This window comes from Nocardia sp. NPDC051321, assembly GCF_044455225.1.
GTDB lineage: Bacteria > Actinomycetota > Actinomycetes > Mycobacteriales > Mycobacteriaceae > Nocardia.
Genome location: NZ_JBITEM010000005.1, coordinates 395,686 through 421,417, shown reverse-complemented (window position 1 = coordinate 421,417; position 25,732 = coordinate 395,686). Strand labels below are relative to the sequence as shown.

The window sequence follows — 25,732 nt, the reverse complement described above, 5'->3', positions numbered from 1 at the left end:
TGAAGAACGAGCACGGACATTGCTCATGATCGGGGCCGTGCTCAGAATTGAGCTCCGGTCATGATGAAAACAGAGGAGGTCGGCTGCCATGGCACAAGAGCAGACCAAGCGCGCCGGGGGCGGCGACGAGGATGATGGTCCGGAGGGTGCGGACGCCGCCGGTCAGGAGCGCCGCGAAAAGCTGGCGGAGGACACCGACGACCTGCTCGACGAGATCGATGATGTGCTCGAGGAGAACGCCGAAGACTTCGTCCGTGCGTACGTTCAGAAAGGCGGCCAGTGACAGTAGGTGACCCCTCGCGTCTCCACCTGGGGTACGCCCTCTCGTCCTTCTCCGAATACCTTCGCATGCACGCTCCGGAAATGTTGCCAGGCAACAAGTTCGGACCGATCGATGGCGCGCCTATGAGCGCCACCAATGCGAAGGACATCGCGCCGCATGGCACCACCATCGTCGCGATCAGCTACCGCGGTGGCGTGCTCATCGCCGGTGACCGGCGGGCCACTCAGGGAAACCTGTTGGCCAGCAGGGACATCGAGAAGGTCTACATCACCGACAGCTTCTCCGCGGCGGGCATCGCAGGCACCGCGGGCATGGCCGTCGAGATGGTGCGGATCTTCGCGGTGGAGCTGGAGCACTACGAGAAGCTCGAGGGCGTATCCCTGACCTTCGACGGCAAGTCCAACAAGCTGTCGAAGATGGTGCGCGAGAACTTGCCCGCCGCCCTGCAGGGGCTGGCGGTGGTGCCGATGTTGGTCGGTTACGACGTGAACGCCACCGACCCGGACAAGGTCGGTCGCATCGTGTCGTATGACGTGGTGGGTGGACGCAGCGAGGAGCGGTTCGGCTACGCCGCGGTGGGATCGGGTTCGGTCTTCGCCAAGGGGTCGCTGAAGAAGCTGTACGCCAAGGGAATTGATCAGGAACGCGCGCTACGCATCGCCGTCGAGGCGCTGTTCGACGCGGCCGACGACGACACCGCGACGGGTGGTCCCGATCTGCTGCGCGGGATCTATCCGACGGCGATCGTCATCGACGAGGAGGGCGCGGTCGAGGTGACCGAGGACCGCCTCGCGGTGATCGCCCGCGGGATCGTGGCCGATCGTGAGGCCGCCGAAGAGGGGAGTGCCCGCGCATGACACTGCCTTATTACGCGTCCGCCGAGCAGATCATGCGGGACAAGACCGAGCTCGCTCGCAAGGGCATCGGCCGGGGTCGCAGCGTGGTTGTCCTGGTGTACGACAAGGGTGTGCTGTTCGTCGCGGAGAACCCGTCCGCGACGCTGCACAAGGTGAGTGAGCTCTACGACCGGGTCGGTTTCGCCGCGGTCGGCAAATACAACGAGTTCGAGAATCTGCGCCGCAGCGGAATCCTGCAGGCCGACATTCGCGGTTATCAATACGACCGCCGCGACGTGACCGGCCGGGCACTGGCCAATGCTTACGCCCAGGTACTCGGGTCGATCTTCACCGATCAGCTCAAGCCCTACGAGGTGGAGATCTGTGTGGCGGAGGTCGGCTATCCGGAGCAGCAGCCCACCTCGGTGCTGTATCGGATCACCTTCGACGGGTCGATCGTGGACGAGCGCGAATACGTGGTGATGGGCGGCACGACCGAGCCGATCCTCACCGCGTTGAAGGGGTCCTACAAGCCGGGTCTCGACCTGGCCGGCGCGATCAAGGTCGCGGTGGAGGCGCTGCAGGCGGGCGTCCCCGAGGGCACCGAGAAGGAAAAGCGGGTGCTCGACGTGAACTCGCTCGAGGTGGCCGCGCTGGAGCAGGCCCGACCGCGGCGGGCCTTCCGCCGGGTCACCAACTCCGCGCTGGAGCAGTTGCTGAGCCCGGCCAAGAAGGGCAAGGCCAAGGCGGCGGAACCGGCCGCGACGGAGACTCCCGAAACGGAGTAACCACCGACGAGAACTCGGGCCCGTGTAGGGGCATACCGCCATCGCGCGGGAGGCCCGCACACGGGCCCGAACTTTGTTTGCCGCCGCTGTTCGCGAGGGTGATACGGCCCACTCCGTTCCGCGTGCCGGACCGAATCGTTGTGAAGACGTATGCGTTCGTGTTGTCCGCAGCCCCACGCGAGCGCATGACATGGCTGTAATGTCGATAGTGTGCAGCGACGAATCATGGGGATCGAGACCGAGTTCGGTGTGACATGCACCTTCCACGGTCACCGTCGGCTGTCCCCCGACGAGGTAGCCCGGTACCTTTTCCGCCGGGTGGTGTCCTGGGGCCGCAGCTCGAACGTGTTCCTCCGCAACGGTGCTCGGCTCTATCTCGACGTCGGGTCCCATCCGGAGTACGCGACTGCCGAATGCGACAGCTTGCACCAACTGGTGACCCACGACCGAGCGGGCGAGCGGGTCCTCGAAGAGCTGCTGATCGACGCCGAGCAGCGGCTCGCCGAAGAAGGCATCGGCGGCGACATCTACCTGTTCAAGAACAACACCGACTCCGCGGGCAACTCCTACGGCTGCCACGAGAACTTCCTCGTGGTGCGTGCCGGTGAGTTCTCCAGGATCTCCGACGTGCTGTTGCCGTTCCTGGTGACCCGTCAGCTGATCTGCGGGGCGGGCAAGATCCTGCAGACGCCGAAGGCGGCCACCTTCTGCCTGTCGCAGCGCGCGGAACACATCTGGGAGGGTGTCTCGTCCGCGACCACCCGTTCGCGGCCGATCATCAACACCCGCGACGAGCCGCACGCCGACGCGGAGAAGTACCGCCGCCTGCACGTCATCGTCGGCGACTCGAACATGGCCGAGCCGACCACCATGCTCAAGGTCGGCACCGCCGCCCTGGTGCTGGAGATGATCGAGGCGGGCGTCTCGTTCCGGGACTTCGCCCTGGACAACCCGATTCGGGCGATTCGCGAGGTAAGTCACGATCTCACCGGTCGTCGTCCGGTGCGACTCGCCGGCGGTCGCCAGGCCAGCGCGCTCGACATCCAGCGCGAGTACTACACCCGCGCGGTCGAGCACCTGCGCAACCGCGACCGCGACCCGCAGATCGACCAGGTCGTCGACCTGTGGGGACGCACCCTCGACGCCGTCGAGGCGCAGGACTTCGCCAAGGTCGACACCGAGATCGACTGGGTGATCAAGCGCAAGCTCTTCCAGCGCTACCAGGACCGCTACAGCATGGAGCTGTCCGACCCGAAGATCGCCCAGCTCGACCTCGCCTACCACGACATCAAGCGCGGCCGCGGCGTCTTCGACCTGCTGCAGCGCAAGGGCCTGGCCAAGCGCATCACCGAGGACGAGGCGGTAGACGCCGCCGTCGACACCCCGCCCCAGACCACGAGGGCCAAACTCCGCGGCGACTTCATCACCGCCGCCCAGGAAGCAGGCCGCGACTTCACCGTCGACTGGGTCCACCTCAAGCTGAACGACCAGGCCCAACGCACAGTCCTGTGCAAGGACCCGTTCCGCTCGGTCGACGAACGCGTGGATCGGCTCATCGCGTCGATGTAAGTCCAGTTAAGGCGGGGCGACCGATACCTTCGGGTGTCGGTCGTCGTCGGTTTATCCGGCAGGTTCGTGTCGAATGCGGCGCTCGTGCTTACCGTGGAGGTATGGCAGACACGGAGCTTTTGAACGAGCTGCTCGAGGTCGAGCGTAGGGGTTGGGACTCGCTGTGTGATGGCAGCGGGGCGGATTTCTACGGTTCTCTGATGACCGGTGATGCGGTGATGGTCCTTGCGAACGGGATGGTGCTGGGCAGGGCCGAAGTTGTTGCCGCACTCAAAGATTCACCGCCGTGGCGGACTTACGAGATTCTCCAGCCCAGGGTCGTCGATGCCGATGTAGACAGCAAGATTCTGGTCTACACCGGCGTCGCGTATGGCGATGCGGAGGCGCCCGCGTTCCGCGGCATCATGTCGAGCGTCTACCTGCGGGCGGGTGGCGAATGGAAGATGGCGCTCTATCAGCAGACGCCGATTCCGGATCAACCCTCGGCGAGGTAGCGCTCGACGGTCTCGACCTTTGAGGTCATTCCGTTGGTGACGCCGGGGCGGATGTCGGCCTTGAGGACAAGGCTGCAGCGGGGGGCGGCGGCTAGGACGGCGTCGGTGGCCTGTTTGACGACGGCCATCACCTCGTCCCATTCGCCCTCGATGGTGGTGAACATGGCATCGGTGTGGTTCGGCAGGCCGCTGGCGCGCACGACGCGGACGGCCTCGGCTACCGCGCGGCCGACGTCGACGCCGGTGCCGAGTGGGGTGACGGAGAAAGCGATGATCATGTGTTCAATACTGCCGCCCCGCGCAGCGGGTATCGGGTGACACGGCACATGTGATCGAGTGAATCGCGCGCCGACGCGCACGCGCGCAGCCCGGCCGATTACCCTCTATCGGGTGGCGATATCCAAGGTCGAGCGGCTGATGAATCTGGTCATCGCGCTGCTGTCGACCCGGCAGTTCCTGACCGCGGAGCGGATCCGGGACAGCGTCGCCGGATACGAGGATTCGGCCAGCGACGAGGCGTTCAGCCGAATGTTCGAACGGGACAAGAATGAGCTGCGTGACCTGGGCATACCCCTGGAGATCGGGCCGGTCGGCCGGTACTCGTCGGTGGAGGGCTATCGGATCAACCGGGACGCCTACGAGCTGCCCGAGATCGATCTGACCGATCAGGAAGCCGCCGCGGTCGCGGTGGCCGTGCAGATGTGGGAGTCGCCGGAACTGGCCGCCGCCGCCGACGGCGCGCTGCTCAAACTGCGCGCCGCGGGCATTCACGTGGAGACCGACGCCGCCGTGGCCTCGGTACCCGCGGTGCCCGCGCGGACCCGCGGCTCGGAGCCGGTGCTCGGCAAACTGCTCGCCGCGATCGACGCGGGCCAAGCGGTGCGGTTCGAACATCGCGGCGCGATCAATGCCCCCTATCTGATGCGTGACGTGGAGCCGTGGGGCGTGGTGACCAGGCACGGCCGCTGGTATCTGGTCGGACATGATCGGGCCCGGGACGCGGTACGCAGCTTCCGGTTGTCCAGGATCGGCGACGACGTAACCGCCTACGGGCCGGAAAACGCCGTCAGCAAACCGGACGGTATCGACCTGCGCAAGATCGTCGACACGGTCACCAGCTCGGCGCCGGTCAGCGGCACTGCCACGGTGTGGGTGGCCGACGGACGCGGGCGAGAGCTGCGCAGGATCGGCCAGGTGACCGGCGAACGCACCATCGGCGGCCGGGTCGGCGCCGTGATCGAGCTACCGGTGCGCTCCCGCGACTGGATCGCCCGCCTGATCACCGGCCTCGGCCCGGACGCGGTCGTGCTCGCGCCGGAGGAACTGCGCACGGATGTGGTCGCCCGCCTGCGCTCGGTCTTCGATCGCACGGAGGTCACGGCGTGAGTGGGTTGAGCACGGTCAGCGAGGTGGAGGCGTGAGGGAGCGTAGCGAGCGAACCATCGACGCAGCGTCGGAACTTACGCCGGAACCGAGCGTCAGCGAGGTGCAGGCGTGAGTTCTCGGCTCTCCGTTCGTCTTTCGCGACTGCTGAACATGATTCCGTACTTCATCGCGCACCCGGGCATCAGTGCCGCGGAGGCGGCGGCGGATCTCGGCGTCACCACCAAACAGCTGATGAGCGACCTGAACCAGCTGTGGATGTGCGGCCTGCCCGGCTACGGCCCCGGCGACCTGATCGACCTGTCGTTCTCCGAGGAGAGCATCGAGGTCACCTTCTCCGCAGGCATCGACCGTCCGCTGCGCCTCACCTCCACCGAGGCGACCGCGCTGCTGGTGGCGTTGCGCTCGATCGTGGACATGCCGGGCATGGTCGACCCGACCGCGGCGCACGCGGCCATCGCGAAGATCGAATCGGCCATCGTCGGCGGCTCCGGCACCGAACAACTCGACGGCCATCGCGTCCCGCCCACCGAGGCACCCGCCGTCGCCACGGTGCGTTCGGCGCTGGCCAGGCAGCGTGCGTTGCGTCTGGTCTACTACTCGGCGAGTCGCGATGTGGTCACCGAACGGGTCGTCGATCCGATTCGGATTGTCTTGGTGGACAACAACAGTTACCTGCAGGCCTGGTGCAGGCAGGCCGAGGGCGTCCGCCTGTTCCGGTTCGACCGGATCGAGGCCGCCACCGAACTCGACGAACCGGCCAGGCCGCCGAGCCACGCCACCGAGGAGTCCGCGGCGCTCGACCTGTTCCAGGACGATCCCGCGGTTCCGTTGGCGCGCTTACGCATTCACGGCGACTACGCCTGGGTGCTCGATCAGTACCCGATGCATCGGGTCGCGGTACACGAAGACGGCAGCCTGGAGGCGACCATGCGGTTCGCCACCCTCGACTGGATGGCGCGGCTGCTACTCGGCTTCGGTTCGAGCGTCACGGTTCTCGGCCCGCCGGAATTGGTCGCCGCGGTGCGCGAGCGTTCCAACGCCGCACTGGCCGCTTACGCGGAGACCGGATTCGAGGCCGCCGGGTGACGAGCCGGATCATGGTGATCGGTGCGGGCAGCATCGGCCTTTTCGTCGGCGGCAAACTGGCCGTGGCGGGAGCCGACGTCACGTTCGTCGGCAGGCGGCGGATGCTCGACGAGATCACCGCGTCCGGTCTCCGGCTCACCGACCTCGACGGCGGCGACGATTCGCTGCCCACCGATCGATTCCACGTGACCACCGAGCCGGACGACGTCGGCTCGGCCGATCTGGTGCTGGTCGCGGTGAAATCGGCGGCGACCGCGGACGCGGTGCTCGAGCTCGCCGGCAAGATCCGGCCGGGCACGGTGGTGCTGAGTCTGCAGAACGGCATCGGCAACGACACCGTGATCAGGGAGATCCTGCCCAACTGCGTGGTGCTGGCAGGCATGGTGATGTTCAACGTGGTGCATCACGAGGGCGGCCGGTTCCATCGCGGCACCCAGGGCGTGCTCGCCGTACAGGACGATCCGGGGCTCGCCCCGTTCCTCGGCGTTTTCGAGCAGGCCGGGCTCGCGCTGCGCCGCTACCCCGACCTGCGGCCCGTGCAGTGGGCCAAACTGTTGCTGAACCTGAACAATCCGATCAACGCCCTGTCCGGGCGACCGCTGCGCGAGCAACTCACCGACCGCAACTATCGCCGCTGCTTGTCGCTGACCCAGCGGGAGGCGCTCGCGGTGATGAACAGGGCGCGAATCCACCCCGCCCGTCTCACGCCACTGCCGCCCGCGCTGATGGCTACGCTGTTGACCGTCCCCGACGGCATTTTCCGGCGCGTTTTCGGCCGGGTGCTCGCCGTAGACCCGATGGCCCGCTCGTCAATGGCGGACGATCTGGCACTCGGCCGGAAAACCGAAATCTCTTGGCTCTGTGGCGAAATCGTCGGTCTCGGTGCGATGGTCGGGCTGCCGACGCCGGTGAATCAGCGGCTGATCGAACTGATCGTCGCGGCGGAGCAGGGTGACCGGCGCACCTGGACCGGCGCGGAATTGTACGAACAACTGCGGGCCGCGCACGCGAGCGCTCGTTGAGAGAGTCAGCACGGCTTGGCGCAACGCCAAGCCATGGCGGCTGGAGGGTGCGTTCTCGCACGTCACCCTCCGGTAGCATCGGAACCATCACCAGTCTTGGGAGGTAACAATCATGGGCAGTCTGAGCATCTGGCACTGGCTGATCATTGCGGTCGTTTTCGTGATGTTCTTCGGTGCCAAGCGGATGCCCGACGCGGCCCGCAGCCTGGGTCGGTCGCTGCGCATCTTCAAGAGCGAGGTCAGTCAGATGCAGAACGAGGGCAAGGAGTCCGACCACGCGTCGGCCGCTCCGGTACAGCAGCCCGCGCAGCAACTGCCTGCCGCGCAGCCGGTGACCCCGTCGGTCACCCCGCAGCCCCAGCCGCAGGCCGAGCCGAAGACGCTCTGAGCGCGGTGTTCGTCCCCGGGGTGAGTTAGAACTCACTCCGGGCATAGTGCTGTTGCCGCGCGCATCAGCACTCGCAAGCGCTTCCCCGTAGCCGAGCTTCCAACCCAGGGGCACCCACCAGCCATGCGAATCCCGTTCGATCCCCGGCAGAGCAAGCGCCGGACCAATCCCGACGGCACCATGTCGTTGGTCGAGCATCTGCAGGAACTGCGCTATCGGTTGCTGGTCTCGATCGCCGCGATCATCGTCACCACCGTGCTGGGGTTCATCTGGTACGAGTACGGGTTCCTCGGCGTCGAGAGCCTCGGCGATATCCTGCGTGGCCCCTACTGTTCGCTGCCGGACTCGTCGCGCGCCGCGATCAGCCCGGACGGTACCTGCAAGCTGCTGGCCACCGCGCCGTTCGAACAGTTCACCTTGCGCTTGCAGGTCGGTATGACCGCAGGCATCGTGCTCGCCGCGCCGGTGTGGCTCTACCAGTTGTGGGCGTTCATCACACCCGGGCTGTACACGAAGGAGCGCAAGTACGCGTTCGGGTTCGTGTCGACCGGAACGGTGCTATTCGCGACTGGCGCCGCGTTGGCGTATTTCGTTGTCGCCCATGCGTTGAGCTTCCTGCTCTCGATCGGCAACAACGTCCAGATCACCGCGCTGAGCGGCTCACAATACTTCGGCTTCATCATCAAACTGCTCGTTATCTTCGGCGTCAGCTTCGAAACCCCGCTGCTGATTATCGGATTGAACCTCATCGGGGTGCTGACCTATGCGCGGCTCAAGGCGTGGCGGCGCGGAATCACCTTCGGGCTCTTCGTTTTCGCGGCGATCGTGACCCCGCAGGACCCGTTCTCGATGCTCGCGCTGGCGCTCGCGCTGACGGTACTGTTCGAGGTCGCGATCCAGTTCTCCCGGTTGAACGACCTCCGCAGGGCCCGCAGGGAAGAGGAGAACCTGGCCGCGCTGGCCGACGAAGAGGCCTCCTCGATCACCGGCCCCGACCCGATCGATCCCGCCGACTCGCTGGTGACACCCCCGGATAAAACCGGACGCTCGATGTCGGACTACTCCGATACCCTCTGACGGTGACACATCACCGGTCGCATACAGGCGAGCTAGCGAAGTTTTCCACCGAGCTGAAGTTCAGCCTCGATCCTTTTCAGCGCACCGCCTGTGCGGCACTCGAAGACGGGCACAGCGTCCTGGTATGCGCGCCGACCGGTGCGGGTAAAACCGTCGTCGGCGAGTTCGCTGTGCATCTCGCGCTCGCCGCGGGCGGAAAGTGCTTCTACACCACGCCGATCAAGGCGTTGTCCAACCAGAAGTTCGCCGATCTGACCGAGCGTTACGGGCGCGACAGCGTCGGCCTGCTCACCGGTGATCAGTCGATCAACCCCGGCGCGCCCGTGGTCGTGATGACCACCGAGGTGCTGCGCAACATGCTGTACGCGTCCTCGGACGCATTGCACGGACTGTCGTTCGTAGTGATGGACGAGGTGCACTACCTCGCCGACCGGTTCCGCGGCGCGGTGTGGGAGGAAGTGATCCTGCACCTGCCGCCGGACGTGAAGCTGGTCAGCCTGTCGGCGACGGTCAGCAACGCCGAGGAATTCGGCGCTTGGATGGAGACCGTGCGCGGCGACACCGCGGTGGTGGTGGACGAGACCAGGCCGGTGCCGCTGTGGCAGCACGTGATGGTCGGGCGGCGGATGTTCGATCTGTTCGACACCGACTCCACCGATCAGAAGGTGCTGGTCGACGAGGATCTGGTGCGGTTCATCCGGCAGCGCGAGGCCGCCGATCGGGCGAACAGCTGGGATCGGCCGCGGCACGGGCGTGGTGGTCCGCGGCGTGACTTCCGGCCATTGCCGCGACCCGAGGTGCTCGCCAAACTGGACGAAGAGGGCCTGCTGCCCGCGATCACATTCATCTTCAGTCGCGCGGGATGCGATGGCGCACTTGCTCAATGCCTGCGCGCACGGCTGGATCTCTCGGGGACGGCAGTCGGCGGAGCCGACGGGGCGGGTGAACGCAGCCGCGACGGCGACCGGGAACAGGTCGACGCCATCATCGAGAAGCACACCGGCGATCTGCCCAAGGCCGATCTGGAGGTGCTCGGCTACTGGGAGTGGCGCGAGGCGGTGCATCGCGGGCTGGCCGCGCACCACGCGGGCATGCTGCCCGCGTTCCGGCATACCGTCGAGGAACTGTTCGTCAAGGGCCTGGTGCGGGCCGTATTCGCTACGGAGACACTGGCTCTCGGCATCAACATGCCCGCGCGCACGGTGGTGCTGGAGCGGCTGGTCAAGTACAACGGTGAGTCGCACGCCGAGCTCACCCCCGGCGAATACACCCAGCTGACCGGTCGTGCCGGACGTCGCGGCATCGACGTCGAAGGGCACGCGGTGGTGCTGTGGCAGCCGGAGGTCGACACCAGTGCCGTCGCCGGTCTGGCCTCCACCAGGACCTATCCGCTGCGCAGTTCGTTCAAGCCTGGCTACAACATGTCGATCAACCTGATCGATCGGATGGGTTCGGCCGAATCGCGTCAGCTGCTCGAGCGGTCGTTCGCGCAGTTCCAGGCGGACCGCTCGGTGGTCGGGCTGGTGCGCGGCATCGAACGCAACGAGTCGCAGCTGCGTAAGCTGCGCGGTCAGCTCGGCGGCACCGATGGTGACTTCCTGGAATACATTTCGCTGCGCGAGCGGATCAAGCAGCGGGAACGGCAGATCGAACAGCAGGGCCGGTCCGACCGTCGCGGCGTGGCCGTTGCCGCGCTGACCGCGTTGCGGCGCGGTGATGTGGTGGCGATTCCGTCCGGGCGGCGGGCCGGTCTCGCGGTCATTCTGGAACCCGACGCGACGCCGGGGGATCCGCGGCCGTTGGTGCTCACCGAGGACAAGTGGGCCGGGCGGGTCTCGGTGGCGGACTTCCCCGTGCCCGCGGAGACATTGGGGCACATGCGGTTGCCGCGGCGGGTCGACCACCGGACCGCACAGGCCCGGCGCGATCTGGCTTCGGCGCTGCGCAGCACCGGGATTTCCGCGCCCGGCCGACCGCGCCGCGGCAAGCGGGCTTCCGCGGCCGACGATCGGGAATTGTCGACCTTGCGTCGCAGTCTGCGTTCGCATCCCGCGCATACGCGCGCCGATCGAGAGCAGATGTCGCGCATCGGCGAGCGCTACAACCGACTGGCCCGGGAAACCGAGACCATGCGCCAGAAGGTTGCCGCCACCACGAACTCGCTGGCCCGCACCTTCGATCGGATCGTCGGGCTGCTGGAAGAGCGCGGGTTCGTGCACGAGTCCGAGGTAACCGCCGACGGGCGCCGACTCGCCCGGATCTACTCCGAGAGCGACCTGCTGGTCGCGGAATGCCTGCGGCAGGGGTTGTGGCGTGGGCTCGGACCGGCCGAATTGGCCGGTGTCGTCTCGATTCTCGTGTTCGAATCCCGCCAGGACGGTGGCTATCTCGGCGTCACAGGTCCGACGGAGCCGATCCGGCGGGCCATCGGCGAGACCATCCGGGTGTGGAGCGAGCTGCGGTCCGACGAGTCGCGGCACAAGCTGCCGCCGACCAGGGAACCGGATCTGGGTTTCGTCACCGGCGTGCACAAATGGGCGCGCGGCGACGGGTTGGCCGAGTCGTTGCTCGCCAGCGGCGACCAGGCCGCGCCGCTGTCCGCGGGCGATTTCGTGCGCTGGTGCAGGCAGGTGATCGACCTGCTCGATCAGATCCACGGTAGTGCCGACGATCCGGAGGTCGCGTCGACCGCCGCGAAGGCGGTGCGAGCGATCCGGCGGGGTGTCGTCGCGGTGGACGCCGCGTAGCGGATTCGATTGTGATTTGATTTCTTTCGCGTACCGACCGTGGCGGAGGACTCGCATGCCGGAGCCGAGCATGAGCGAGGCGAAGGCATGCGTGCGACCGTTCCCACGCGGGGGGCTACCGTGTGTACAACGATGCGAGTGGAGGCAACCAGATGAGCGGCCCGTTTGGACCCAGCGAACCCGGGGAGGGACGCAACGATCCCACCCAGCAGTGGGGTGGACAGCAGGCACCCGGCGGGACGGGGTCGGCCCCCCAGTGGGGTCAGCCGCAGACGCCTGCCTCGGCACAGCCGACCCAGCAGTGGGGTGATCAGCCGCCGCAGCAACCGTGGGCGCCGCAGCCCCAGCAGCCCGCCCAGCCGCAATGGGGCCAGCAGCCAACTCCGCAGTGGGGCCAGCCCGGTCAGCCGAGTCAGCCGCAGTGGGGTCAGGCCCAGCCGCAGGATTGGCAGCAGGGTCAGCCGCAGCCGCAGTGGGGTCAGCAGCCCAACCCGCAGTGGGGTCAGCAGCAGCCACCCCCGCAGTCGGGCGGTAAGGGGAAAGGCCTGGTCATCGGCCTGGTCGTGCTCGGTGTCGTCGTCATCGGCGCCATCGTCGCCCTCGTCCTCGTGCTGACCTCCAAGGACAAACTGGACCAGTCCGCCGTCCAAGACGGCGTCAAGAAGGTCCTTACCGACTCCTACGGCATCCAAGACGTAGCCGACGTCTCCTGCCCCTCCGGCCAGGAAGTCAAGGTAGACGCCACCTTCGACTGCAACCTCAAGGTCAGCGGCGAAGCCAAAAAGGTGACCATCAAGATCACCAAGGAAGACGGCACCTACGAGGTCGGCCGCCCCAACTAGGTCTCTTTCGCTCGAGCTCCCCGGTCGGCCCACCCAAGGTGGGCCGGCCGTTGGCGTTTCCCACCCGCGCAGGCCCCGAATTCAAGATCATGGGGAACTGGTGCGGGTGCCTTCTCGGCCGATACCAACACCAGCTCCCCATGACCTAGGTCGTGCTTGGCCTCGCTGCGTGCGAATTGTGGAGCCGCGCACGGAATTGCTGGTGGCTAAGTGCGGGTGGCGACGGCTTTGATGAGGCGGGTGATCGGGCTTTCGGCGTTGTAGGCGGTGGCCAGTTCGCGGAGGCGGTCGGGGTCGGCGGGGGTGGTTGGGAGGGTGTCGGGGCGGGAGAATTCGACTTCGGCGTCGCAGACGACCCGGACGACGGGGGCCGCCGCCTTCAAATAGTCTTCTGCCGCACGGAGTTTGGCGCGGATGCCCTGGGCGAGGTCGGCTTCGGGGTCCTCGACCGCGGCGACAAGTGCTTCCAGGGAACCAAATCGGGAGATCAGCAGCGACGCGGACTTCTCGCCGATGCCCGCGACGCCGGGCAGGCCGTCCGAGGCGTCGCCGCGCAGGGTGGCGAGATCCGCGTAGGCGCGGCCCGCGTTCGCCAGCGGCACACCGTATTTGGTGGACACCTCGGCGGGGCCGAACAGCTCGGCTTTGGCCAGTCCGCGTCCCGCGTAGAGCACCCGCACCGGCGGCTTCGGTGTGTCGCGGACGAGCTGCAGCAGGTCGCGGTCGCCGCTGACGACCACCACGTCGTCGCTGGTCTCGCGGGTGGCCAGGGTGCCCAGCACGTCGTCGGCTTCTAGTCCCGCCGCGCCGCCGGTCGCGATCCCGGCGGCGGCGAGCACCTCGAGGATCATGTCGACCTGCGGGGTCAGCGTGTCCGGCACCGTCTCGGCGCCGGGCCCCGCGTCGTCGGACGTATCGAGCCGGTGCGCCTTGTACGACGGCACCAGTTCGACGCGGAACGTTGGCCGCCAATTCAAGTCCAGGCACACCACCAACCGGCTCGGCGCATGCTTGGTGATCAGCGACGCGACCATATCGGTGAACCCGCGCACCGCATTGACCGACCGCCCATCCGGCGCCGTGATCTTCTCGGGAATCGCGTGAAAGGCACGGAACCACAGGCTCGCCCCGTCCAGGAGCAACAGCGGTCCACCGGAAGTCGCAGCAGAAGTCACGCGCTGAGGCTACCTCCCACCCCCGACAAACCCGTGGTGATCCGGGTAGTCGGCCCAGACATCCCCAGTCGAGCCGATCGTCTCCCCACTCGCCAGTTTCTGTCTTCGCAGAGCCGGTTGTCCCTGCACATATCTTTCAACCGGTCGAGGGCTGTGCGAAGGACCGAGCACGTGTGTGAAGGCGGGGCGGATCCGCAGCGGGGGCGGGGGAGTTCGGGTTCGCCTGAGGGGGTCGGACAGGTAACGTCGGATGAATGAGCTCGCATACGGATTCCAGGTTCGCGGCGGACGTTTACGGTAAGCGGTTGGAGCGGGCGGTGGAGCTGATGCGGGCCGCCCATCAGGACGCTTTGCTGATCACGCCGGGCCCGGATCTTCGGTACCTGATCGGGTCGGCCGCCGAGTCGTTCGAACGGCTGACCTGCCTGGTGATCCCCGCCGATGGCGCGACCCCCTCGGTGGTGATTCCGAAACTGGAACTGGCCTCGCTGGCCGGATCCGCGGCCGGTGAACTCGGCTTGCAGGTCCTGGACTGGGTCGACGGCATCGATCCGTACGGCATCGTGAAGTCCGCGCTGCACGCCGGCTCGCGCGTTGCCGTCGCCGACGCCATGCCCGCGCTGCACCTGATCCCGTTGGCCAAGTCGTTCACCGGCTTGCCCGCCTCCGCCACGCCGGTGCTGCGCGAACTGCGCATGATCAAGGACGCCGCGGAGATCGACGCACTGCGCCGCGCGGGTGCCGCCATCGACCGCGTGCACGCGCGAATGAGCGAATTCCTGCAGGTCGGTCGCACCGAGGCCGAGGTCGGCGCGGACATCGCTGCCGCCATCGTCGAGGAGGGGCACACCGAAGCCGCGTTCGTCATCGTCGGCAGCGGCCCGCACGGCGCCGACCCGCACCACCACGACTCCGAGCGGCGCATCGAGTCCGGCGACGTCGTCGTCATCGACATCGGCGGCCCGGTCGACCCCGGCTACTACTCCGACTCGACCCGCACCTACGTTATGGGCGAACCCGACCCGAAGATCGCCGCCAGCTTCGCCGCCCTGGAGCGCGCCCAGGCGGCCTCGGTCGCGGCCGTCCGTCCCGGCGTCACCGCCGAATCCGTCGACGCGGCCGCCCGAAACCCGTTGATCGAAGCCGGTTTCGGCCCCGCCTTCGTGCACCGCACCGGCCACGGCATCGGTCTCTCGGTGCACGAGGAGCCCTACATCGTCGAGGGCAATGACCTGGTCCTGCAGCAGGGCATGGCCTTCAGCATCGAACCCGGCATCTACTTCCGTGGTGAGTGGGGCGCGCGCATCGAAGACATCGTCGTGGTCACCGAAGACGGCTGCGAGTCCATGAACCAGCGCCCGCACGGATTGACGGTTCTGTAACCGACCGGACCCACTCGTGGCGCTGGCCTGGCAGTCCACCGTCACCGAGCCTTTGTCGGATCCGCACTCGTTCTAGGAGTTCAGAGTGGGTGCGGATCTCCGAAACGGTGCAGCAAGTATTTTTACTGCTGCGTTGGGGCGTCGGTAGCCGGGGCGATCAGGGTGGAGCTGGACAGGACGCGGTGGACTTCGATCGCGATGACTACCCGAGTCGGGTTTTCGCGTGGGACTCGGTAGCGTCCTGCGTAGCGGGTCTCCGCCTCGGACACGGCGTCGGGGTCGTCGAGCACCGTGGCCGGGCCCTCGAGGGTGAGCCAGCGTCGTCCCTCGACCTGGCTCACCGCCGCGTAACCGCCCCGCCGCACGTTGCGCACCTTCGCCGACGCGCCGTCGGTGATCACCCTGGCGATCCCGGCCTCCGGGTCCCAGGTGAATCCCACCGCGACGACATGCGGTGTTCCGTTGCCGCGCAACGTAGTCAACGTCGCGAGGTGCCGTTCGGTGACGAATTCGAGCGCTGCGGGGAAAAGCTGCACGGTCTGGGTCGGCATCCCCCGACCGTAGCGGCAGGCCCGCGGGCACTCCGCGGGGGCTTGGAATGACAGACTTAGCGCATGGGATTGCGAGGGATTGCGGAGGGGACGGTGCTGCTGCTCGGTGGGCGCAGCGAGATCGGGCTCGAGGTGGCGCGGCGGCTGGCGCCGGGGCAGGTGGTCATCCTCGCGGCGCGGCGCAGTGGTGACCTAGCGGAGCAGACGGCGGCGCTCACCGACGGTGGGGCGGCGGCCGTGCACTGCGTGGAGTTCGATGCCGACGACACGGCGAACCATCCCGCCTTCTTCGAGAAGATCGCGGCCGAGTACGGGCAGATCGGGGTTGCGGTGCTCGCGTTCGGCGTGCTCGGCGATCAGGCGCGTGCCGAACACGATCCGGCGCATGCGATGGCCGTGGTGCACACCGACTACGTCGCCCAGGTCAGCGTGCTCACTACGCTCGCGAATCTGCTTCGCGCGCAAGGTGAGGGGCAACTCGTCGTGTTCAGCTCGATCGCAGGCGTTCGGGTCCGCCGCGCCAATTATGTGTACGGATCGGCGAAGGCGGGCCTTGACGGCTTCGCCAGCGGCCTCGCGGATGCGTTGCACGGCACCGGCGTTCATCTTTTGCTGGTGCGTTCCGGCTTCGTTATCGGCCGCATGACCGAGGGGATGGACCCGGCGCCATTCTCCAGCACCCCCGACCAAGTTGCCGCCGCGGTGGTCAAAGGACTGCACAAACGTGCGGGAACGGTCGCGACACCGGCCATCCTCCGGCCCATCTTCTTCGTGATGCATCTACTGCCTCAAGCGATCTGGCGCCGGATGCCGCGGTGAGCGGTCGTCGGCGCGACTCGATTCGGGCGGCAACACGCCGTGATTGCGCGATGGATCTCGCGCCACGAGCTGCTACCTGCGGAGTGCGCGCGGACGCCCGTAGAGCCGCTGGCCGCATTGACGTCCAGAGCACGGTATCGGGCGGTAGGCGCCTGCCGTCACAAACTCGCATTCGATCGACGAACCGGCCGTCACCAGGCCGCAGTGAGCGTGAGTCGGCATTGCGCATCGATGGTGCGGGAATGATCGAGGCAATAGGTGGGCGCGACGTTGCGGCCGATTGCCGTGTGCCGCGGGCCCTGCCGGGTGAACGCGGATGACGGCCATGTGGTCGGGGCCGCCGGTTGTGGTGGCGGGGATCGGGGCCGATGGGTGGGACGGGCTGGGGCGATCGGCGCGGGAGGCTATTGCTTGCGCTGAGGTGCTTTTCGGGTCGGCGCGGCAGCTTGCGCTTGTGCCGGAACGGGATTCGGTGGGGGAGCGGGTGGTGTGGCCGTCGCCGTTGGTGCCTGCGTTGCCTGGGTTGTTCGAGCGCTATGCCGGGGCGCGGGTGTGTGTGCTGGCCAGTGGTGATCCGATGTTCTATGGGATCGGGGTGACGTTGGCGCGGTTGTTGGGGGCGGCGGCGCTTCGGGTGCTGCCACAGCCGTCGTCGGCGTCGCTGGCGTGTGCGCGGTTGGGGTGGGGGTTGGCGGAGACGCCGGTGGTGAGCGTGGTGGGGCGGGCGCTGGAGACGGTGCTTCCGGAGTTGGTCGATGGGCGGCGGGTGCTGGTGCTCAGCGCTGATGAGCACACGCCGGGACAGCTGGCGGAGTTGTTGGAGCGCAATGGGTTCGGTGATTCGTCGTTGACAGTGCTGGAGCAGTTGGGTGGTCCGGCGGAGCGGCGCGAAGCGGGGATCGCGAACCAGTGGCAGCGGCCCGCGGGGGACCCGCTCAACATTGTCGCGATCGAATGCGCCGCAGATTTGAAGCATGTTCGAGCGACCCGGTTACCCGGCCTGCCCGACGAACTGTTCAGCGGCGATGGACAACTCACCAAAAACGAGGTGCGCGCCTTGACGCTGGCCGCCCTGGCGCCCGCACCGGGAGAACTCCTGTGGGACATCGGTGGTGGCTCGGGCAGCATCGCGATCGAATGGTGCCGCACGCATCCCAGCTGCCGCGCAGTCACTTTCGAACAACTCGACCAGCGGCGGCGGCAGATCGCCGACAATGCGGCCGCTTTGGGTGTCCCGCACGTCGCCGTACACGGCGAAGTACTCGCCGAATTGAAGAGTCCTGCCGAATTCCCCTCTCCGGACGCCATTTTCATCGGCGGCGGGCTAACCCACCCTGGCCTGTTCGAGACATGCTGGTCCCAGCTGCGACAGGGCGGCAGGCTCGTCGCGAACGCGGTGACCGCGGAATCCGAATCGCTCCTGCTCAGCTGGGCGGCCAGGCATGGCGGCACGTTGCGGAAGTTTCAGATCTACCGCGCGGAGCCGCTGGGATCTTTCACGACGTGGCGCCCGCAGCTGCCCGTGACGCAATGGTCAGTTGTGAAACTGCACAATGCATGACTGCAAAATGAGGTCCACGAATGAAACGAGTTCACCCCAGCGGGTAGGGTCGGGGCCGAGTTCCGGTCATGATCGGAAAACCGGTTCCTGATGGGGAGATAGATGAAATACAAGAAGTTCGCCGCCACCGCACTTTTGGCCATCGCCGCCACCGGCGTCAGCGCGGGTACCGCGTATGCCGCGCCGACACCCGCGCCGCCCGCGGTGCAGGATCAGACCGCCGCCGCGCCGACCGTCAAGGGTCAGGACCAAGGCGTCAGCTACGCACTGCAGCTGGCCGACGCGGGCAAGTCCGTGGTCACCAGCGTCACCGGCGGTGCGTTCAGCCTGGCCACCGACAAGCAGTCGGTCACCCTGACGAATGCCGCTGGCGCAACCGTCGCCACCATTCCGCTCACCCAGACCGCCAAGGGCGAGCAGGTGGAGATCGCCGCCGCCATCGCCGACGACGCCACCCGGCTGACGCTGACCCCGAAGGTCGCGCCGACCGCGAACGCCCCGGTCGCCGCCGAGTTCATCGGCGCGCAGGACTGGTTCTTCGCCGAACTGCAGCGCGCCTCGCTCGGCGCACTCGTCGGCGGCTTGATCGGCGCCGCTATCGGAATCCTGTTCTTCGGTGTCGGGATCCTGCCCGGTGCCGTGCTCGGCGCGATCATCGGCCTTGCCGTCGCGGGCGGGCCGTCGCTGCTGAACGCGGGCATCGCCTACTTCAGCGGTCAGCCCTGAAAACCCTGATTCTGGGCGGTACCCGGGAAGCCAGGGACCTGGCTGCCATCGCTTCCGGCGAGCAAGGATTCGACGTCGTCTCCTCGCTCGCCGGTCGCGTTCGTGACCCCCTGTTGCCGGTCGGCGCGGTCCGCGTCGGCGGCTTCGGTGGGGTCGACGGCCTGCGGGAATGGTTGGTGGCCAACGAGATCGAGGCCGTGGTCGACGCCACCCATCCGTTCGCGGGCATCATCAGCGCGCATGTCGCCGCAGCGGCGGCGGATCTGCCGCTCGTCCATCTCCGGCGACCCAGCTGGTCCGAACAGCCCGGTGACCGGTGGATTCGAGTACCTGATCTCCCCACCGCCGCGAAGACCGTTGCCGCGCAGGGCAATCGCGTGTTCCTGACCATCGGACGTCAGGGCGTCGGCGTTTTCGCCGGACTGACCCGTCCCTGGTTTCTGATCCGCGCCATCGACCCGCCCGAGGTCACACTCCCGCCGAAGCATGAATTACTGCTCGCCCGTGGGCCTTTCACGGTCGCCGACGAATCCCGGCTGCTGGCGGACCGGCGCATCGATCTGCTCGTCACCAAAGACAGCGGCGGCGACCAGACCGACGCCAAACTGACCGCCGCTCGTTCGGCGGGGCTGCCGGTCGTCATGGTCGACCGGCCGCCGCTGCCCGAGGGTGCCGTAGTGCTGGAAAATGTCGCGCAGGTGTGGGATTGGCTTCGGTCAGCCGCCGAGCAGTCCGGGTAGCCGGTCGAACCAATCGAGCACCGCGCGCTCATATCCGATGCCGAAATCCAGTGTCGCGCGGGCGAAGGCAGGCATGCAGGTGGGGTCCTCGTCAAGGTACTTGGTGAGTCGCTCCTGATGAATTTCCTTGTTGGCGGCGATGATTCGATCGAGGTGCGGTCGATCGAGATGGTCGCCGAAGGACAGCGTCAAGAGCAGCGGGAAGCGGATGTTTTCGCCGCCGGGGTCGCGGGCGATCCACTCCAGGAAGGCTTCTCGTCCCGCGTCGGTGATCAGATAGGGGGTGCGCTCGCGAGCGCCCGGCGCACCCTTTTCCACCAGGCCCGCGGCGTCCATCGTGCCGAGTTCCCGGTAGACCTGGCTTTGCGTGATCGTCCAGAAGTCGCCGATGCGTTCTTGGGCCTTGGCCACCAGATCCCAGCCGGACATGGGCCCTTCGTGCAGAAATCCGAGCAGCGACGCGGCCGTGGAGTTCAACGGCTTGCGGCTGGTCGCGGTCTTCGTCAACCGACTGCTCCCTTCGCTATCAACCTTCCATAGTGGAATGTTATACGAACGTTCGCCGGACCGCCGCGTGACCTACTTACCGGCCAGCTGATCGAGACGGGCCAGCACCAGCGCCATACCCTCTGCCAACCGCGCTTGCCCGAGGCGCAATTCGACGAGGTCCTCCTCGATTTTCCCGGTGCGCTCCTCGATCCGGTCGATGCCGTCGAGCGCCTTCCTCGTGAGAGCCGCGAGTTCGCCGAGGACGTCACCTTGCTCATCGAGTGCCTGTTCGCCGGCGGTGGCTCGGGCCTCGAGGGCTCGGGCGCGCAGTGTCAGCTCCGACAGTGTCGCGGCCAAGATCCCTCCAATCGTCAGTGCGTCAGGCGATCTTACGCGCCGGGCGAGGCCGCGTCGCCGGTGCGTGCGTAGCGTCGCGAGGTGTAAACGCGGACCCCCTGGTCGGTATCCATGGCCGTGGTGGTGGACGCGCCGATGATCAGCAGGGTGCGCATGTCGACCTCGGCCGGGTCGAGTTCGCCGAGCGGCACCACGCGCACCGACTCCGTCGGCCCGCCCACATCGCGGCCGAGCACCACGGGCGTGTCGGGCTTGCGATGCTCCAGCAGCAGGTCACGCATGGCGCCGACCTGCCAGGTGCGCTGCGACGAGGCCGGGTTGTAGACGGCGATCGCCATATCGGCGGCGGCCACGGCGGAAAGACGTTGGGCGACAACCTCCCACGGCTTGAGTCGATCGGAGAGGGAGATCATCGCGTAGTCGTGGCCGAGCGGTGCGCCGACCCGGCTGGCCACCGCGCTGGCCGCGGTGAGGCCCGGCAGCACCCGCACCGGCACGTCGCGCCACTGGGGATCGGCCGCTTCCTCCAGCACCGCCGCCGCCATCGCGAACACCCCGGGATCGCCCGACGACACCACCGCGACCCGCGCGCCACGCCTGGCCAGATCCAACGCCATGGCGGCGCGCTCCGACTCGACGCGATTGTCGCTGGCATGCCTGCGCTGGCCGGGGCGCGACGGCACTCGATTCAGGTAGGTGGTGTAGCCGACGAGATCTGTTGCGTCGGCGAGTGCTTCGTGTACCTCGGTGGTCGTCCACTCGGGTGCGCCGGGGCCGAGGCCGACGACGACGACCTGACCCGGTTGGTCATATTCCGCTGCACGAGGATTCGTATCCTCAGCGATCAGAGGGGGCTGGTTCGTCGATTCGGCCTGCCGCACCGCGGATTCGGTGCGGGGAAGCGGAGTGGTCGGGGTCGGGCCGGGAACGAGAGTGATGGAGAAGTACGGGACATCCGCGTCGGCGACATCGGCGGCACGCAGCACGCGCTGGCGAGTGCTGCTTGCGCGTTCGACGTAGTAGGCATCGGCGAGCCGACCGGAATCCGAAAGCGCCTGGCGCACACCGGGATAGGTGCGGCCGAGCTTCATGATGGCGGCGGCCTCGGTATCGCGGAGCCGCCGGGTGAGCTCGTCGACCGGCATGGTTCCGGGCAGGATGGTCAGCACCTGCTCACCCTCGACCAATGGGGTGCCGAGCGCCGCCGACGCCGCGCTCACCGAGGTGATGCCCGGGATGATCTCGGCCTCGAACCGGTCAGCCAACCGTCGGTGCATGTGCATGTAGGAGCTATAGAACAGCGGGTCACCCGCGGCCAGCAGCGCGACCGACCGCCCCGCCGCCAAATGTCCCGCCAGGCGCTGCGCCGCCTGCTCGTAGAACTCATCGATCGCGCCCTGATAGCCACCGGGGTGGTCGGTGGTCTCGGTGGTCACTGGGTAGACGAGATGCTCCTCCAGTTGCCCAGGCCGCATATACGGCGCGGCAATGCCTTTGGAGATGCTGCGCCCGTGCCGCGCGCTGTGGAACGCGATCACATCGGCCTCGGCGATGACCCGCGCGGCCTTCACCGTGACCAGCTCCGGATCGCCGGGACCGAGCCCGACGCCCCACAATTTGCCTGGCGCGGTTCGTGATTCGGTTTTCACCGTCGCTGCCCCAGGGGCACCCGTAGTCCGCGCATCGTGCCTCGTGCTCGGCTCGCCGTTGAGCTGCCTGCCATCGAAGTTGTCCGCATCGGTCCGTGCCGAGTCGTCGGTGGCTGTGCCGTCCGTCATTCCTGTTCGCTCGCAATCGCATTCAGTGCGGAGGCGGTGATGGCGCTACCGCCGCGCCGACCCCGAACGGTCAGGAACTCGATGCCGCCGAAATCGGCAAGCGCGTCCTTGGATTCCGCGGCACCGATGAAACCGACCGGGATGCCGAGGATGGCGGCGGGCCGCGGTGCGCCCGCGTCGAGCAGGTCGAGCAGGTGGAACAGCGCGGTCGGCGCGTTCCCGATGGCGACCACCGCGCCGTCGAGGTGATCGCGCCAGAGCTCGAGTGCCGCCGCCGACCGCGTATTGCCCATGCCCGCAGCGAGTTCCGGCACCCGAGGATCGGCGAGCGTGCAGATCACCGCGTTGTCGGCGGGCAACCGCTTGCGCGTCACACCGGACGCGACCATGTTCGCGTCACACAGAATCGGCGCCCCCGCCCGCAACGCCGCCCGTGCCGAAGCCACCACCCCCGGCGAAAACGCCACGTCCCCCGCCAAATCCACCTGACCGCACCCATGGATCATCCGCACCACCACCTGCGCCACATCCGGCGGAAACCCGCTGAGGTCCGCCTCGGCGCGGATCATCGCAAACGAGCGCCGATAGATCTCGGCCCCGTCGGTGAGGTAGCTGGCACGCACGTCGGACATGCGCTCCACCCTAAGAGGTGCGTGCCAGGCCGAGTCGGTGCGGGTAGCTGGGACAACATGCCCGGTCCATCGGCAGCGTGCGCGCGGCGGAGCTCGGGCGCCAGCGGTCGGATGGCCTGCCGAGGTGCCGTGGGCGACTCCGCTGGCCCGGACACATGCCGACCGCGGTGGCTCGGCGTTAGGTGCGGGGACGTTCGAGGATGCGGGACATCACGATCGAACTGCGGGTGCGGCCGACTCGGGCGTTCTCGCGGATCCGCTCGACGGTCACCTCGATCTCGGCCATATCGGTGGCCATCACGTGGATCAGCGCGTCGGCCTCGCCCGCGATGGTCCACACGCCGACGATCTGCGGAATCGGTTCCAGGGTGCGGCGCAGTTCGGCGGGGGAGATGTTGTCGCGGTAGTACACCTCGACGTAGGCCTCGGTCTTCCAGCCCATCGCGGCCGGGTTCACCAAGGCGGTGAAGCCGGTGATCTGTTTGCTCGCCACCATCTTGTCGACGCGCCGTTTCACCGCGGGTGCGGTGAGGCCGACGGCGCTGCCGATTTCCTGGAACGAGGCCCGTGCCTGTCTGAGCAGGTGCTCCAGAATCCGCCGGTCGATGTCGTCCACGTCACACCTCTCTTCTTGTCACACAATGATTCGATGTTTCAGGGCCGAAATGCACAACGATTCGTTGTTCCTGGTGCAATAGTAGGCGAATTACGGTCGTGTGAGCCGCAAGATCGCGCCGACCTACCGGGAGACACGTTGACGTCTGTAGCCACCCTCCGCGCCGAGTCCACCGCCCGTAAACCGTCGCCGCGACGGTTCGTCATGTGCCGTCCGGACTACTTCGAGGTCACCTACTGCATCAATCCATGGATGGATCCGGATGCGCCGGTCGATCGCGCCCTCGCCCTGCTGCAGTGGGAAACGCTGCGCGCCACCTATGAGGAGTGCGGGCACAAGGTCGACGTGGTGCCCGGCGTGCCAGGCCTGCCCGACATGGTGTTCGCCGCCAACGGTGGTCTCATCGTCGGCGACCGCGCGATGTCGGCCCGGTTCACCCACGTGCAGCGGGCCGCCGAGGGCCCGGCGTACCACAACTGGTTCGCCCAGCACGGCCTCGCCGGACTGGTCGACGCCAAGGAAATCAACGAGGGCGAGGGCGATTTCCTGCTGGTCGGCGAGCGGATGCTGGCAGGCATGGGCTTCCGCAGCTCGCTCGCCGCGCATCAAGAAGTGGCGCAGCACTTTTCGCGTGAGGTGGTGTCGCTGGAACTGGTCGACCCGCGCTTCTATCACCTCGACACCGTCCTGCTGCCCCTCGACGACACCACCATCGCCTACTTCCCACCGGCCTTCAGCGCCGCGAGCCAAGCGGTACTCGCCGAGCTGTTCCCGGACGCCATCGTCGCCACCGACGCCGACGCCGAGGTCCTCGGCTTGAACGGCGTCTCCGACGGCTTGAACGTCTTCCTCAGCAACAAAGCCACCGCCCTGACCGAAGCGCTGCGTGCCCGCGGCTACAACCCCATCGGCATCGACATGTCAGAACTCCTCAAGGCCGGCGGCAGCGTCAAATGCTGCACCCTGGAAGTCCACGAATAGTCCACCGCGAATCCGCACTGTCTCTCGGGATCGCACCCGCAATCCCTAGAGACAGTGCGGATTTGGTTGATAGCGGGCGGTCGCGAGTGGTGACGGTCAGGGTGTTGGTGGGGACTGGCGGTAGCCGGAGTCGGTGGCGACGACGTCGGTGACGCTGCCGCGCGGGCGGCCGCATCGGCGGTCGCAGCCGGACCAGTGTTGGCGACCGGCGACCGTTACCTCGTCTGCGGCGCGGATCGGGATGTCTTGGTGCGTAGGCGGATTCGAAGCGACGGCGCTGGCATGGGGCGCCGCCCCATCGGCAGGAAGGACGCGGCCCGATTCGACAGCGGCAGTCACGTCCGTGCGAACATCGGTGAGTGACTTCGCGCAACCCGGTCGTCCCGCGCAGGCGCTGACCTGTAGCCAGAGGGAGTTGGCGTCGAAGATGAGATCCATGGGGGCGAGCACGCGGACTACCTGCTCGGCGGTCCACTCGTCCATGTCGGTGATGACTAGGCTGCGCCACGGGGTGATGAAGACGGGGCGTTCGATGGCGGCGATGAATTCGGCCGTCCGGGCGGGTAGTGAGCCGAGTCGAACGCCGGCGCCGAGGCTGACCAATCCGTTGTCCTGATCCAGCCAGCCGATCGGAATATCCTGGGCCGCTGTGAATTCCAGGCGATCGGCGCCCCGATTGAGGGCGAGTAGGTCGGCCAGCCGCTCGGCGCCGCCCTCGATATCGTGCAGGCGCCATTGGCCCGCATCGTCGCCGCGCAGGTCGAGAAACCCGTGCGCGGCGGCGAGCATGACGTCCACCGCGTCGGCGGCCGAGACCCGGATCCCGGTGTCCCGTCTCGCCAGCAGGAGCGCGAATTCGTCTGTGCCCGTGGCGTGTACGCCGATATCCGCATTCAGCCCACTGACGTCCCCGCGCCCGTCATCCAGCGTGAACAGCACCCGCCCTGGCAGCTCGGCCAGGCGCGGCGCGGCCAGCAGTCCCGCGTCGAGGACCGGAACCAGCTCATGCACATTCGCCGAGCCTCCGATCCGGCCGGACAGCGGCGAGGCGACAATATTGCGCACCCGCTCGTGCGTATGGCTCGGTAACAATCCGGCCGCCTCGAGCAGGCCGGTCAGCGCGCCCGCATCCCGCACCTGCCGCAGCTGAACATTCCCCCGCGACGTCAGCTCGATATTCCCGTCCCCGAGCTCGCGCGCCGCCTCCGCCAGCACCTGCAACTGCCCCCGCTCCACCCGTCCGCCGGGCACTCTTATCCGCGCCAGCGGCCCATCGGCTGCCTCATGCAACCGCAGCACACCGGGGCAGGAATCGGGAACACGTCGAGTCATAGTCCACCCAGCGTACGGATCCCCATCGATCAGCCGTTCAGGGAGCAGTCGCTCGACTCGGCGTGATGCAACCGC

At 67.4% G+C, this 25,732-nt stretch carries 27 protein-coding genes; 18 read left to right on the top strand and 9 right to left on the bottom strand.

The window, feature by feature from the left end; translation table 11 throughout:
- Positions 1 to 88 precede the first annotated feature (88 nt).
- From ACIA8C_RS14200 to ACIA8C_RS14180, 5 genes are all read left to right on the top strand, one after another.
- On the top strand, positions 89 to 283 hold the full coding sequence (locus tag ACIA8C_RS14200) for a ubiquitin-like protein Pup (protein WP_150404595.1): 195 nt from the start codon (positions 89 to 91) through the stop codon (positions 281 to 283).
- On the top strand, positions 280 to 1,140 hold the full coding sequence (prcB, locus tag ACIA8C_RS14195) for a proteasome subunit beta (protein ID WP_397134508.1): 861 nt from the start codon (positions 280 to 282) through the stop codon (positions 1,138 to 1,140). The genes ACIA8C_RS14200 and prcB overlap by 4 nt, the downstream gene beginning before the upstream one ends.
- On the top strand, positions 1,137 to 1,907 hold the full coding sequence (gene prcA, locus ACIA8C_RS14190) for a proteasome subunit alpha (RefSeq protein ID WP_397134506.1): 771 nt from the start codon (positions 1,137 to 1,139) through the stop codon (positions 1,905 to 1,907). Before prcB ends, prcA begins: the two co-directional genes overlap by 4 nt.
- A gap of 210 nt (positions 1,908 to 2,117) precedes the next feature.
- On the top strand, positions 2,118 to 3,476 hold the full coding sequence (gene pafA / locus ACIA8C_RS14185; RefSeq protein WP_397134504.1) for a Pup--protein ligase: 1,359 nt from the start codon (positions 2,118 to 2,120) through the stop codon (positions 3,474 to 3,476).
- A gap of 101 nt (positions 3,477 to 3,577) precedes the next feature.
- Positions 3,578 to 3,970: a nuclear transport factor 2 family protein gene (locus ACIA8C_RS14180; RefSeq protein ID WP_397134502.1), complete on the top strand. Its 393-nt coding sequence runs from the start codon at positions 3,578 to 3,580 to the stop codon at positions 3,968 to 3,970.
- Here the strand turns inward: ACIA8C_RS14180 and ACIA8C_RS14175 are convergent.
- Positions 3,952 to 4,248, bottom strand: a complete 297-nt coding sequence (locus tag ACIA8C_RS14175; protein WP_364730859.1) for an MTH1187 family thiamine-binding protein — start codon at positions 4,246 to 4,248, stop codon at positions 3,952 to 3,954. The two genes, ACIA8C_RS14180 and ACIA8C_RS14175, sit on opposite strands and share 19 nt — an antisense overlap.
- A gap of 112 nt (positions 4,249 to 4,360) precedes the next feature.
- Here ACIA8C_RS14175 and ACIA8C_RS14170 point away from each other — a divergent pair, with 112 nt between their 5' ends.
- From ACIA8C_RS14170 to ACIA8C_RS14140, 7 genes are all read left to right on the top strand, one after another.
- Positions 4,361 to 5,356 (top strand): helix-turn-helix transcriptional regulator, encoded by a 996-nt coding sequence (locus tag ACIA8C_RS14170; protein ID WP_397134499.1) that lies wholly within the window; start codon positions 4,361 to 4,363, stop codon positions 5,354 to 5,356.
- 108 nt (positions 5,357 to 5,464) lie between these two features.
- The gene (locus tag ACIA8C_RS14165) at positions 5,465 to 6,442 is read left to right on the top strand and encodes a helix-turn-helix transcriptional regulator (protein ID WP_397134497.1); all 978 of its coding nucleotides are present in this window, start codon (positions 5,465 to 5,467) and stop codon (positions 6,440 to 6,442) included.
- The gene (locus ACIA8C_RS14160) at positions 6,439 to 7,464 is read left to right on the top strand and encodes a 2-dehydropantoate 2-reductase (RefSeq protein WP_397134495.1); all 1,026 of its coding nucleotides are present in this window, start codon (positions 6,439 to 6,441) and stop codon (positions 7,462 to 7,464) included. The genes ACIA8C_RS14165 and ACIA8C_RS14160 overlap by 4 nt, the downstream gene beginning before the upstream one ends.
- 112 nt (positions 7,465 to 7,576) lie before the next feature.
- Positions 7,577 to 7,852 (top strand): Sec-independent protein translocase subunit TatA, encoded by a 276-nt coding sequence (gene tatA / locus ACIA8C_RS14155; RefSeq protein WP_397134493.1) that lies wholly within the window; start codon positions 7,577 to 7,579, stop codon positions 7,850 to 7,852.
- Between the two features lie 123 nt (positions 7,853 to 7,975).
- Complete coding sequence (gene tatC, locus ACIA8C_RS14150; RefSeq protein ID WP_397134491.1) at positions 7,976 to 8,929, top strand: twin-arginine translocase subunit TatC; 954 nt, start codon at positions 7,976 to 7,978, stop codon at positions 8,927 to 8,929.
- A gap of 2 nt (positions 8,930 to 8,931) precedes the next feature.
- Entirely contained in the window at positions 8,932 to 11,676 is a 2,745-nt protein-coding gene (locus tag ACIA8C_RS14145; RefSeq protein WP_397134489.1) for a DEAD/DEAH box helicase, read from the top strand.
- A 152-nt stretch (positions 11,677 to 11,828) separates the two neighbouring features.
- Entirely contained in the window at positions 11,829 to 12,518 is a 690-nt protein-coding gene (locus ACIA8C_RS14140; protein ID WP_397134487.1) for a DUF4333 domain-containing protein, read from the top strand.
- 206 nt (positions 12,519 to 12,724) lie between these two features.
- Here ACIA8C_RS14140 and ACIA8C_RS14135 read toward each other — a convergent pair whose 3' ends face one another.
- Positions 12,725 to 13,693 carry a 5'-3' exonuclease H3TH domain-containing protein gene (locus tag ACIA8C_RS14135; RefSeq protein ID WP_397134485.1) on the bottom strand — a complete coding sequence of 323 codons (969 nt, stop codon included), beginning with the start codon at positions 13,691 to 13,693 and terminating at the stop codon, positions 12,725 to 12,727.
- Between the two features lie 254 nt (positions 13,694 to 13,947).
- On the opposite strand from ACIA8C_RS14135, the gene ACIA8C_RS14130 reads away from it, so the two are divergent.
- Positions 13,948 to 15,075 carry a M24 family metallopeptidase gene (locus ACIA8C_RS14130; protein WP_397134483.1) on the top strand — a complete coding sequence of 376 codons (1,128 nt, stop codon included), beginning with the start codon at positions 13,948 to 13,950 and terminating at the stop codon, positions 15,073 to 15,075.
- 122 nt (positions 15,076 to 15,197) lie between these two features.
- Here the strand turns inward: ACIA8C_RS14130 and ACIA8C_RS14125 are convergent, their stop codons facing one another.
- Positions 15,198 to 15,626, bottom strand: coding sequence for a PPOX class F420-dependent oxidoreductase (locus tag ACIA8C_RS14125; protein ID WP_397134481.1), 429 nt, complete (start codon positions 15,624 to 15,626; stop codon positions 15,198 to 15,200).
- 63 nt (positions 15,627 to 15,689) lie between these two features.
- On the opposite strand from ACIA8C_RS14125, the gene ACIA8C_RS14120 reads away from it, so the two are divergent.
- From ACIA8C_RS14120 to ACIA8C_RS14105, 4 genes are all read left to right on the top strand, one after another.
- Complete coding sequence (locus ACIA8C_RS14120; RefSeq protein WP_397134479.1) at positions 15,690 to 16,445, top strand: SDR family NAD(P)-dependent oxidoreductase; 756 nt, start codon at positions 15,690 to 15,692, stop codon at positions 16,443 to 16,445.
- Positions 16,446 to 16,761: 316 nt separating this feature from the next.
- Positions 16,762 to 18,006: a precorrin-6y C5,15-methyltransferase (decarboxylating) subunit CbiE gene (gene cbiE / locus ACIA8C_RS14115; RefSeq protein ID WP_397134477.1), complete on the top strand. Its 1,245-nt coding sequence runs from the start codon at positions 16,762 to 16,764 to the stop codon at positions 18,004 to 18,006.
- A 102-nt stretch (positions 18,007 to 18,108) separates the two neighbouring features.
- Positions 18,109 to 18,732 (top strand): DUF6861 domain-containing protein, encoded by a 624-nt coding sequence (locus tag ACIA8C_RS14110; protein ID WP_397134475.1) that lies wholly within the window; start codon positions 18,109 to 18,111, stop codon positions 18,730 to 18,732.
- Positions 18,729 to 19,472, top strand: a complete 744-nt coding sequence (locus tag ACIA8C_RS14105) for a cobalt-precorrin-6A reductase (RefSeq protein ID WP_397134769.1) — start codon at positions 18,729 to 18,731, stop codon at positions 19,470 to 19,472. The genes ACIA8C_RS14110 and ACIA8C_RS14105 overlap by 4 nt, the downstream gene beginning before the upstream one ends.
- Here ACIA8C_RS14105 and ACIA8C_RS14100 read toward each other — a convergent pair.
- The 5 genes from ACIA8C_RS14100 to ACIA8C_RS14080 form a co-directional block, all read right to left on the bottom strand.
- Positions 19,449 to 19,979, bottom strand: coding sequence for a PadR family transcriptional regulator (locus ACIA8C_RS14100; protein WP_397134473.1), 531 nt, complete (start codon positions 19,977 to 19,979; stop codon positions 19,449 to 19,451). The genes ACIA8C_RS14105 and ACIA8C_RS14100 overlap by 24 nt on opposite strands.
- 72 nt (positions 19,980 to 20,051) lie before the next feature.
- Positions 20,052 to 20,318 carry a hypothetical protein gene (locus ACIA8C_RS14095; protein ID WP_396990708.1) on the bottom strand — a complete coding sequence of 89 codons (267 nt, stop codon included), beginning with the start codon at positions 20,316 to 20,318 and terminating at the stop codon, positions 20,052 to 20,054.
- 32 nt (positions 20,319 to 20,350) lie between these two features.
- Complete coding sequence (locus ACIA8C_RS14090) at positions 20,351 to 22,096, bottom strand: precorrin-2 C(20)-methyltransferase (protein WP_397134471.1); 1,746 nt, start codon at positions 22,094 to 22,096, stop codon at positions 20,351 to 20,353.
- The gene (locus tag ACIA8C_RS14085; RefSeq protein WP_397134469.1) at positions 22,093 to 22,728 is read right to left on the bottom strand and encodes a precorrin-8X methylmutase; all 636 of its coding nucleotides are present in this window, start codon (positions 22,726 to 22,728) and stop codon (positions 22,093 to 22,095) included. The genes ACIA8C_RS14090 and ACIA8C_RS14085 overlap by 4 nt, the downstream gene beginning before the upstream one ends.
- 178 nt (positions 22,729 to 22,906) lie before the next feature.
- Entirely contained in the window at positions 22,907 to 23,344 is a 438-nt protein-coding gene (locus ACIA8C_RS14080; protein ID WP_396990704.1) for an Lrp/AsnC family transcriptional regulator, read from the bottom strand.
- A 138-nt stretch (positions 23,345 to 23,482) separates the two neighbouring features.
- Here ACIA8C_RS14080 and ddaH point away from each other — a divergent pair, with 138 nt between their 5' ends.
- A complete protein-coding gene (ddaH, locus tag ACIA8C_RS14075; RefSeq protein ID WP_397134467.1) occupies positions 23,483 to 24,325 on the top strand; it encodes a dimethylargininase in 843 nt (280 codons plus the stop codon).
- A 96-nt stretch (positions 24,326 to 24,421) separates the two neighbouring features.
- Here ddaH and ACIA8C_RS14070 read toward each other — a convergent pair whose 3' ends face one another.
- Positions 24,422 to 25,657, bottom strand: a complete 1,236-nt coding sequence (locus tag ACIA8C_RS14070; RefSeq protein WP_397134465.1) for a precorrin-3B synthase — start codon at positions 25,655 to 25,657, stop codon at positions 24,422 to 24,424.
- Positions 25,658 to 25,732: the final 75 nt, after the last annotated feature.

Coding starts and splice junctions, on each gene's coding strand:
- ACIA8C_RS14200 (WP_150404595.1), top strand. CDS start 89: ATGGCACAAGAGCAGACCAAGCGCGCCGGGGGCGGCGACGAGGATGAT.
- prcA (WP_397134506.1), top strand. CDS start 1,137: ATGACACTGCCTTATTACGCGTCCGCCGAGCAGATCATGCGGGACAAG.
- ACIA8C_RS14180 (WP_397134502.1), top strand. CDS start 3,578: ATGGCAGACACGGAGCTTTTGAACGAGCTGCTCGAGGTCGAGCGTAGG.
- ACIA8C_RS14175 (WP_364730859.1), bottom strand. CDS start 4,248: ATGATCATCGCTTTCTCCGTCACCCCACTCGGCACCGGCGTCGACGTC.
- tatA (WP_397134493.1), top strand. CDS start 7,577: ATGGGCAGTCTGAGCATCTGGCACTGGCTGATCATTGCGGTCGTTTTC.
- tatC (WP_397134491.1), top strand. CDS start 7,976: ATGCGAATCCCGTTCGATCCCCGGCAGAGCAAGCGCCGGACCAATCCC.
- ACIA8C_RS14140 (WP_397134487.1), top strand. CDS start 11,829: ATGAGCGGCCCGTTTGGACCCAGCGAACCCGGGGAGGGACGCAACGAT.
- ACIA8C_RS14130 (WP_397134483.1), top strand. CDS start 13,948: ATGAGCTCGCATACGGATTCCAGGTTCGCGGCGGACGTTTACGGTAAG.
- ACIA8C_RS14125 (WP_397134481.1), bottom strand. CDS start 15,626: ATGCCGACCCAGACCGTGCAGCTTTTCCCCGCAGCGCTCGAATTCGTC.
- ACIA8C_RS14120 (WP_397134479.1), top strand. CDS start 15,690: ATGGGATTGCGAGGGATTGCGGAGGGGACGGTGCTGCTGCTCGGTGGG.
- cbiE (WP_397134477.1), top strand. CDS start 16,762: ATGACGGCCATGTGGTCGGGGCCGCCGGTTGTGGTGGCGGGGATCGGG.
- ACIA8C_RS14110 (WP_397134475.1), top strand. CDS start 18,109: ATGAAATACAAGAAGTTCGCCGCCACCGCACTTTTGGCCATCGCCGCC.
- ACIA8C_RS14090 (WP_397134471.1), bottom strand. CDS start 22,096: ATGACGGACGGCACAGCCACCGACGACTCGGCACGGACCGATGCGGAC.
- ACIA8C_RS14085 (WP_397134469.1), bottom strand. CDS start 22,728: ATGTCCGACGTGCGTGCCAGCTACCTCACCGACGGGGCCGAGATCTAT.
- ACIA8C_RS14070 (WP_397134465.1), bottom strand. CDS start 25,657: ATGACTCGACGTGTTCCCGATTCCTGCCCCGGTGTGCTGCGGTTGCAT.